The organism is Pseudoclavibacter sp. CFCC 14310, from assembly GCF_008831165.1.
Taxonomy (GTDB): domain Bacteria; phylum Actinomycetota; class Actinomycetes; order Actinomycetales; family Microbacteriaceae; genus Pseudoclavibacter_A.
The window spans coordinates 135,118-142,993 of sequence record NZ_WBKC01000005.1 but is presented as its reverse complement, the minus strand read 5'-3'; the positions used below and the strand labels follow the sequence as shown (position 1 = coordinate 142,993).

Annotated in this window: 6 protein-coding genes and 3 pseudogenes; 5 read left to right on the top strand and 4 right to left on the bottom strand. The window is 62.2% G+C overall.

The window, feature by feature from the left end; all coding sequences use genetic code 11:
- The coding region (locus F8O06_RS12100; protein WP_192496954.1) for a transposase at positions 1–504 on the top strand (504 nt) is incomplete at its 5' end.
- 479 nt (positions 505–983) lie between these two features.
- On the opposite strand, the gene F8O06_RS12095 is transcribed toward F8O06_RS12100, so the two are convergent.
- The 3 genes and pseudogenes from F8O06_RS12095 to F8O06_RS12090 all read right to left on the bottom strand — a co-directional run.
- Complete coding sequence (locus F8O06_RS12095) at positions 984–1,775, bottom strand: SOS response-associated peptidase (protein WP_158038795.1); 792 nt, start codon at positions 1,773–1,775, stop codon at positions 984–986.
- A 75-nt stretch (positions 1,776–1,850) separates the two neighbouring features.
- The gene (locus tag F8O06_RS12570; protein WP_412973468.1) at positions 1,851–2,081 is read right to left on the bottom strand and encodes an integrase core domain-containing protein; all 231 of its coding nucleotides are present in this window, start codon (positions 2,079–2,081) and stop codon (positions 1,851–1,853) included.
- 7 nt (positions 2,082–2,088) lie between these two features.
- Positions 2,089–2,597: pseudogene (locus F8O06_RS12090) on the bottom strand (transposase); the annotation flags it as partial.
- Positions 2,598–3,349: 752 nt separating this feature from the next.
- Between F8O06_RS12090 and F8O06_RS12085 the strand changes: the two are divergent.
- From F8O06_RS12085 to F8O06_RS12565, 3 genes and pseudogenes are all read left to right on the top strand, one after another.
- On the top strand, positions 3,350–3,919 hold the full coding sequence (locus F8O06_RS12085; protein ID WP_192496953.1) for a prepilin peptidase: 570 nt from the start codon (positions 3,350–3,352) through the stop codon (positions 3,917–3,919).
- A gap of 271 nt (positions 3,920–4,190) precedes the next feature.
- Positions 4,191–4,319 carry a hypothetical protein gene (locus tag F8O06_RS12490; protein WP_263970010.1) on the top strand — a complete coding sequence of 43 codons (129 nt, stop codon included), beginning with the start codon at positions 4,191–4,193 and terminating at the stop codon, positions 4,317–4,319.
- 171 nt (positions 4,320–4,490) lie between these two features.
- A pseudogene (locus F8O06_RS12565) lies at positions 4,491–4,889 on the top strand (Swt1 family HEPN domain-containing protein); the annotation flags it as partial.
- A gap of 291 nt (positions 4,890–5,180) precedes the next feature.
- On the opposite strand, the gene F8O06_RS12445 reads toward F8O06_RS12565, so the two are convergent.
- Positions 5,181–5,426 carry a hypothetical protein gene (locus F8O06_RS12445; RefSeq protein ID WP_225733513.1) on the bottom strand — a complete coding sequence of 82 codons (246 nt, stop codon included), beginning with the start codon at positions 5,424–5,426 and terminating at the stop codon, positions 5,181–5,183.
- Here F8O06_RS12445 and F8O06_RS12560 point away from each other — a divergent pair.
- Positions 5,322–7,286: pseudogene (locus F8O06_RS12560) on the top strand (DUF4011 domain-containing protein); the annotation flags it as partial. The gene F8O06_RS12445 and the pseudogene F8O06_RS12560 sit on opposite strands and share 105 nt — an antisense overlap.
- Between the last annotated feature and the right edge of the window lie 590 nt (positions 7,287–7,876).

Below are 7,876 nucleotides of genomic sequence, written 5' to 3'. Positions count from 1 at the left end.
CGACGCGAGGTCCTTGGCCTGCAGGTCGCGACATTGGAGACGGGAGCTGCGTGGAACTCGTTCTTCGCCGACCTCGTCGCCCGCGGCCTGGCCGGCGTGCGCCTGGTCACCTCCGACGCCCACCCCGTCAACGCCCAGTTCGACAGGCTGCTGGAGTACGTCGACGGGAAGCTCCCGAACGCGCACGACCACCTCGACACCGCCCGCGCGGACATCCTCGCGTTCACCGGGTTCCCCGAAGGCCTCTGGCAGCAGATCTGGTCGAACAACCCGAACGAACGCCTCAACCGGGAGATCCGCCGCCGCACCGACTCGGTGGGCATCTTCCCGAACAGGGACGCGATCACCCGCCTCGTCGGCGCCGTCCTCGCTGAACAGACCGACGAATGGACCGAAGGCCGCCGCTACCTCGGCCTCGACATCCTCGCCAAGAGCAGACTCACCCTCGTCCCCGACACCGAACCCGAGGAGGTGACCGACACCACCCCCGAACTCAGCGCCTAACCAACACCAACACCGACTCCAGAAAGATCACCAACAGTTACACCACACCACGGGACTTGACCGCGGTCTGTCCACTTAGGGGTGTCCCGGTCATCTTCTGAACGCCGGTCGGGCCGCTGTGCAATGCAAAGGGGCGGTGCACTGTGCAGCGAACCCGACCGGAGGCTCATCCACAACGTATCGATGAATCTGCGCTGAATCTGTCGCCTTGCGTGCTGTCTGCGGAGCTGCTGAGAACCGCTGCGGATCACATTGCGAGATTTGCGGGGGTTGCTCCCCGTCGTCGCGTCGGCCTCGCCGCTCACTGACCAGCCAGCGTGGTGGGCACTTTTCGTGGTTTGCGTCGGCTTTTGCCACAAGAACTGTAGATCGGATAGGGGCTTCCGCCACTGCAGGGCACGCCAGCCCGCAGAGTGGTGCATTCCGAGGCCAGCGGGGCCCCGAGGTTAACTGGGCTGTTCTGCGGGGCTTGCTGCTGGTCAAATGGGTGCTATCAGCTCGGGCCCATCACCACGTAGCTGAGAGACCTGGTGCCAGACGATCGACTCAGCCGCTGCTGCGCTCGCGGCCTTCACGTCGTGTGCCAGGTCGCTGCCGTCGACGTTGGGGTCGAGCCACGCATCGAGCAGCCCTCTGCCCGACACATGAGGATCGAGCACAACCGGCATGCGATCGTGCAGCCAATCGAGTTCCGGCGCCGCGGGCTGTGTGAGCACCGTCGCGGTGAGCACCCAGCCGTCACCGTGTGCGCCGGGCTCGCGTGAAGCATCCGCCGCCGAGTCTGGCGCAGCGCTCGCCGCAGAACCGCCCCTGCCTCCCGTTGTGGGCGCATCGTGTGAGGCGTGCGCGCTCGGGTCGCGCCACCAGCTGTACAACCCGGCCAGCGCGAGCGGCGTCGTTTCCGAGCCGGCATGCACGAAGTACGGCGTCTTGGTCTTGCCGACGGTCTGCCACTCGTAATACCCATCGATCGGAAAGACGCAGCGCCGGCGCTTCATCGACGCCCGAAAGGTCGGCTTCTGCCCGGCAGTCTCGATGCGTGCGTTGAACGTCGGAAACGTGAGTCTCAGCTCTCTCGACCAGGTCGGCACCAGTGACCAGCGTGCTGGCGTGAGCCGGCGGATGCCGTCTTTGTCTCCGTCTGCGACGACCAGTGCGCTTTGGGTCGGCTTGAGATTCCATGTCGGGGTGAAATCGGCGGTGTCATCCTGCTCGACGTCGAACAGAGCGACATAGTCTGAGGTCTTGGTCTGAACGATGCGTCCGCACATGATTCGAGCGTAGTGGGTGGGGTGCGACGTGAACACGGGCCTTGCCCCTTGATTGTGGACACGGTGTTGTTTCGGTTATGCCGCTGTTGTGAGGGTAGCGGATGCGGTGGCTGTGTGGTTGGTTTCGTAGGTGTTGGGGCTGATGTTGCCGATCGCGGAGTGTCGTCTTCGGGTGTTGTAGCGGTTGGCCCATGCGAACACGGCTCGGTGGGCGGTGGCCTGGTCAGGGAACGCCGTCGTGTGCTCGAGGAGTTCTCGTTTGAGCGTGGCGTTGAAGCTCCGCGAGTGCGCCGTAGGCGCGGTCACCGCCCTGGTCGGGGTCCTGCAACACCCGGATTCGATCGGCGAGAGCCGCGTCTGCGGCCGCCCTGGCTGCCCGCCCCGGCGCGGCTGCCAGCCACGCGTAGAACGAGGACCGGCCGATCTGAACGATCTCACACAACCGCTTCACGCCATAGGCGCCCTTGTGATCCTCGACGAACTGGAAGCGGTTCACCAGTTCGTCTCCCCGGCGAAATACTTCGCCGCCTGACGGAGGATATCCCGCTCCTCGACCAACTTCCTGGCCTCCGCCGCCAACACGACGTTCTCCGCCTCCAGACGGGCGATCCTCGCCGCCTGCGATTCCGGACGCCCTGGTGCCACAGGCGTACCCGCTGCCGAGGTCGTTGCCCCAGAGCCGAGCTTGTCGACCCATTCCCTCAGCGCGCCACGAGAGACACCCAGATCAGCGGAGATCCCTTTCAACGTCGCACCAGGCGTCGATTCATACAAGTCCACCGCCCGACGGCGAAACTCATCCGTGTACTTTTTCCGAACCATGTCTGAGATTCTCGCTTCCCCAGCACCATGCTGGAATCAACGCATCCAAGAACAAGGGTCAAGTCCCCTGCGCAGCAAAGTCTGATGACGCGACACCGACTCCTGTTGCACCGAGCCCGGCGGATGAGGACGCGCCTGAGGCACCTGCGCCTGCGGCACCGGAGAGATCGGATGCAACGCCCAGTGGGCTGTCCTAGGGATGAGCCTCTGTGGCGTGCACTCAGGCCGGCAAAGCTCAGTTCCCGTATTGCTTCAAGGCTCACTTGTTAATCGGGATGTTGGGCGATCGTATCGTGAGAGACAGCCGGGTCGTGAAGGTGACGACCACGATCAAGAACGCATACGATGCGAAGCGCAAAGACCTGGTCGTGGAGTGCCATGTCTCCGGTTCTGACGCAGCCCCGCGCGTCGATTCAATTACCGTCTCCTAAACACTGCCGCCGTCATCGAACCGCCCCAAGTGCGGCCGTTTGGGGCGGTTTTGACGTCATTTGAGCACACTCGATTGAGTGCGGATGGGGGAAACAACAGATGCTCACCACTTCAGCGAGTCTCGCGGAAATAGGGCGGGCCGAATTCTGCACAAGAGCATGATGGCGTGCGGGTGCTCCACCGCATGCCGGAATCTGCGGTAAATTCCGGCAGATCCGGATACCTTGGGCGGCATCTCGAACACGCGATGAGATTGAAATCGACACCGAATGGAGTGTCCGGGGCTCTCCCCCCGGACAGAAGGGGTTACCGCCGTGGTCATGACAGTCTTTCTCCTAGTGGTCGGGACGACCGACCTGAGCGGTACGGTTCCGCTCGCCTGTGGGATCGAGAGAACGAGCATCTGGATCGCGACCGTCTGGTTCATCGTCATCGCCGGAGCGATTGCCGTCATCGATATGCAGACACGGAAGATCCCAGATCGCATCGTCTACCCGAGCCTGGTCGGGATTGGGCTGCTCTACTTCTCTGTCTCGCTCAGCGAGGCGGCATGCGCTCAAGAAGCGTCAGGCACAGGAGAACCTCTGCGTGTGCTCACCGCGTTTGCCGGGCTGACGACCCTTGGCGGGGTCTATCTGATGATCGCGGTGGTCTCGCACGGGAGTCTTGGCCTCGGCGATGTGAAATACGCAGCGCTGATCGGGCTGACGCTCGGGTGGCACGGTTGGAACGGCATTGTGTTGGGCCTTTTATTGCCGTTTCTATTTGGAGGCGCTGCCGCTGCGGTTCTGCTCGTCGGAGGTCGCATCGGGCGTCGAGAGGCCGTTGCCTTCGGCCCATGGATGTCCTTGGGGGCGTTCACAGCCTTGTCTCTGCAGTTGTTTGCATAAATAACACAGGGAAGTCCCGTAAAGAGAGAATCTCGGCTTTCTGCAGCGACTCTGACGCTTCACCGTGGTTACGCTCATGCCGTGCAAGGCCGCGGACGCGTCGCTCAGCGTGGCAATTCCCTCGCTACCGTAACTGTCGTGCTCTGGTGAGCCGACAGCAACGGAGGTGGAACCGGCGGGTGACCAGGGGATCCCCGGAGTAGCAGGGCGTTCGAGTAGGACAATCCCCACCGCCACCTGCACGCCGATCGGCATCAGCAGTCATCGGTTCATGGTGCACGCGAAGCGGCTGCCCGATTCGCAGGGTGACGCGCGTGAAGAGATCGGTGCCGATGGTGCGCCTCTCGGGTTTGCGTGGTGGGCCGCCTGGTTCGTCGGCGGGTCGGGCGCCGTCGGGTAGATGCTCTTCGTGCCTGCGCGCAAGAAGGTATGAGGTGTCGGTGAACGGGCAGCTGTCGCTGATGCTCTTCGCGCCTGCGCGCAAGAAGGGTAAGTCACAGCGTGGTGTGGGTGGCTCGCAGTAATGTAGAGTCTCGTGGCTCGACAAGCTGACGACGACTGATCAGTAGGGATGCAGTCCGAGAACGCGCAGGGGAGAATGACAGTGGGGGCAGAGACAACCGTCTTTCAAGGGCTTCATCTGTTTGCACGATCTGTGCGGCCTTTTCTCGATGAGGTCTTTGATGAGATACTGACCGGCGGTCTGACGTGGCCTCAACTGCTCGCTGAGAAGGATCATCAGCGGCACGGCGGGGATCGCCGTCAGATATCGCCTGATGACCCACACGCCCAACTCCGCATGCTCACCGAGTCGTTCGGAAGCTTGGGATCACCCTGCGCGGCACGGATAGACGCAACCGGAGTTGGGTATGCCAGCGAGCTCAGAACACTGCGGAATACCATTTCGCACGGAGGGCAACTGACAGAACGCGAAGCCAGACATGCTATTGAGACGATGCTGCTGCTTCTCGACAGAATTGGTGCGGACGAGACAACCATCGCTGAACTCGAACGGTTGGGGAAGACCGGCTCTCTGACGTCTGTCTCGTCGCAACAGACAACGACCGTGTCCGGCCCCACTGCCGAGGAAGAAGCGCAAGATGCTGGGCCTGCGACGGTAGCGGATGCGCCGCCGTCGCCCGCAACGGAACAAGACGTCACCATCGAGTTCGACGCCCCGTCGGTCGTGAGCTTCGCACATGCACACAGCGGCATTCCAGTGCTGAGCCGGGTTCTCATCAGCAACCGTGGCCCTGTCGACCTATCGGGACTGCAGCTGGACGTCTCCCTGCAGGCCGGTGGTGAAGAGCTCCTTGCCGGTCAGCAACCGGATTTCGTGGATGTGCCTGCAGGGCAGAGCGTGTCGCTGGATGCTCTTCGCGTGCGATTGGACCCTGCGAAGATGCAGCGTCTCAGCGAACGCGCTCACGGCGCCGTTGAAGTCAGCATTCGTCTGCCAGACGGAGCCGTCACGCGGCGGGTCGTCGAGACGTCGGTCCTTGCTCATGATCAATGGGTTGCCAGTGCGACAGAGCTGCGTCTCGACCTTGAGCTGTTGGCGAATTTCGTGAAGCCCAACGCACCCAGCATTCGACGCGAATTGGTCGGCGACATTGCCGATGACCTGCTGCAGACCACAGGGGATGCTTCGCTGCAGGGGTACCAAGAAGATGAAGAACGTGTCGACCAAGTTGTGGCTGCGGTCTTCGACGTGATTCGACGCAGAAGTGTGCGCTATAGCGAGCCGCCGTCCAGCTGGTCTGACACCGGTCAGAAAGTGCGGGACCCCGCTGACATGCTGCATGGCCCCCAAGTCGGCACCTGCCTGGACACAACAGTGCTCTTCGCGGCGGCTCTCGAAGCGGTCGGGATCAGACCGCTCGTCTGGGTGGTTGCGGGTCATGCGTTTGTCGGATGGTGGAGGCAGGAACGAGCCTTGGCCGCTCCAGCCTTGGTCGGTGCGGACGCACTTAGCGCGGTCAACCTTGTTGATCGGGGGCTGATCGGAGTCGTCGAGACGACTGCGTGCACAGTCGGACACGTCACTGACTTCGAACAGGCGAGGCGGTCTCCACGCCGATATCTGACGCCCGAAAACCTGGTCGGCGTTGTCGACGTGGTCAAAGCGCGACTTGCCGGTGTCCGTGCTCTGCCGGCCTTAGTACAGGAAGACAATGGCAGCACCACAATTGTCGAGTATCAGTCCGAGACCCTCTCAGCGGTACAGGGCTATGAGCCTGAACAGTATGCGGGGGCCGAAGCCGAACCTGCAGACACCTCGACGCCCAAACGCGTCGCGCAGTGGAAGAACGCTCTGCTTGACCTGAGTCTTCGCAACGGATTGCTCAATCGGCCTGCGCGACGATCGATTGAGCTGGTTACGACAGCGAGTATCGCCTCTCGCCTGGAGGATCGCATCAACGATGTGAGTGGGCGGCAGCGTCGCATCGGGCTGCGTTCGATGGATGACCTACCGTCCGTGCTGCATGAGCAAGGGCGTGCTCGAGCCGAGGATATCGGGCTCCAACAGCGTGAGAGCCTGTTCAAAGAGAGCCAGGAGAGCGAGGTGTTCGCTGCTCTCGGTGAGGAAGACCTCGCCCGCCGCATGCGCGGTCTGGCAAGAGACGCACGCACCAACCGGGAGCAGTCGGGCGCCAGCAACCTCTATCTGACGTTCGGGACGCTGACCTGGCAGAGCAAACGACGCACGGTGCACTCACCACTGGTGCTGGTCCCGGTCGCGCTTGAGTTGCGCGCACACCGGTGGCACATCGTGCAGGATCCTGGCGAGCAGTCCACCATCAACCTCTGCCTGCTGCAGAAGATTCGCAGCGAGTTCGGCGTTTCGCTTGCCAGCCTGGAGGATCCGATCAGCGATGCGTCTGGACTCGATGTGTTGGCTCTGTTCGATCAGCTGCGCGCGGAGCTCTCGGCGTCGGGGCTCGCCTTCACTGTCACCCCTGACGTCTGGCTCGGCATCTTTAATTTCTCAAAGTACCGGATGTGGAAAGACCTCGACGAGAACTGGCAAGTCTTCTCAGAGAATACGTTGGTCGACCATCTCATCCAGCATCCAACCGAACCGATGCCGCAGAGTGCAGGGGCGAACACGAGTAGCCCGGTCGAGGCGGACTTAGACGTTCTCTTCGCAGCGTCTCCGCTGCCGGCAGACGGCAGCCAGCTGCGGGCGGTCTCTGACGCAGTTGCGGGGCACACGCTCGTGTTGGAAGGACCTCCGGGAACCGGCAAGTCTCAGACGATCACGAATATGCTCGCCACTGCGCTGAGACGGGGGAAGAGAGTACTTTTCGTCGCTGAGAAGCAGGCTGCACTCGATGTGGTCGCCAGAAGGATTCGTGACTTGGGCCTGCAAGAGTTCATGCTCGATCTGCACGACAAGGGCGCCTCGCTCACTGACGTTCGTGCTCGTCTCTCGGCCACGCTCAATATGACGCTGGAAGACTTCGTCGACGACTCCGATGACACGCTCGACGAGGTGCGGGCCACTCGCCGAAAGCTCAGCCGCTACCGTCAGGCACTCTATGATCAGAATGTCTTGGGAGTTCACCTGTATCGGGCGTGGCAGAAGGCAGTGGCGCAGAAGAGCAATTCACCCATCTCAGAACCTACGTTGTCACTCAGCATCGATTTCGTCGCAGCTCTGACGCGAGATGCATACGACGAGATGCGATCAGGGCTTCGTGCATTCGCCGATGACGCACCGGCTGCGAGACCTCGGCCCGACCATCCATGGCGGCTCATTCGGCACCTGCCGTCTGCACCTGCTGGACCCACTGTTGTTGTGGCGGCGATCCGCGAGCTGGATCAAGCACGTACTGCACTTGCGCAGGTGGGCGCGCAAGCCGTGGCGCAGAGCGCAGATGAGCTCACCTGGCTTGCATCGTGTGTGCGGCTGCCCGAATATTCACTTGAGGCATACAAGATCTACGCTGATCC

What these genes read in the sequence shown, in the direction of transcription:
- F8O06_RS12095 (WP_158038795.1), bottom strand. Translation starts at nt 1,775, where the DNA reads ATGTGCGGACGCATCGTTCAGACCAAGACCTCAGACTATGTCGCTCTG.
- F8O06_RS12490 (WP_263970010.1), top strand. Translation starts at nt 4,191, where the DNA reads ATGGTGCACGCGAAGCGGCTGCCCGATTCGCAGGGTGACGCGCGTGAA.
- F8O06_RS12085 (WP_192496953.1), top strand. Translation starts at nt 3,350, where the DNA reads ATGACAGTCTTTCTCCTAGTGGTCGGGACGACCGACCTGAGCGGTACG.
- F8O06_RS12445 (WP_225733513.1), bottom strand. Translation starts at nt 5,426, where the DNA reads ATGAGCAAGGACCGACGTCTCGACGACCCGCCGCGTGACGGCTCCGTC.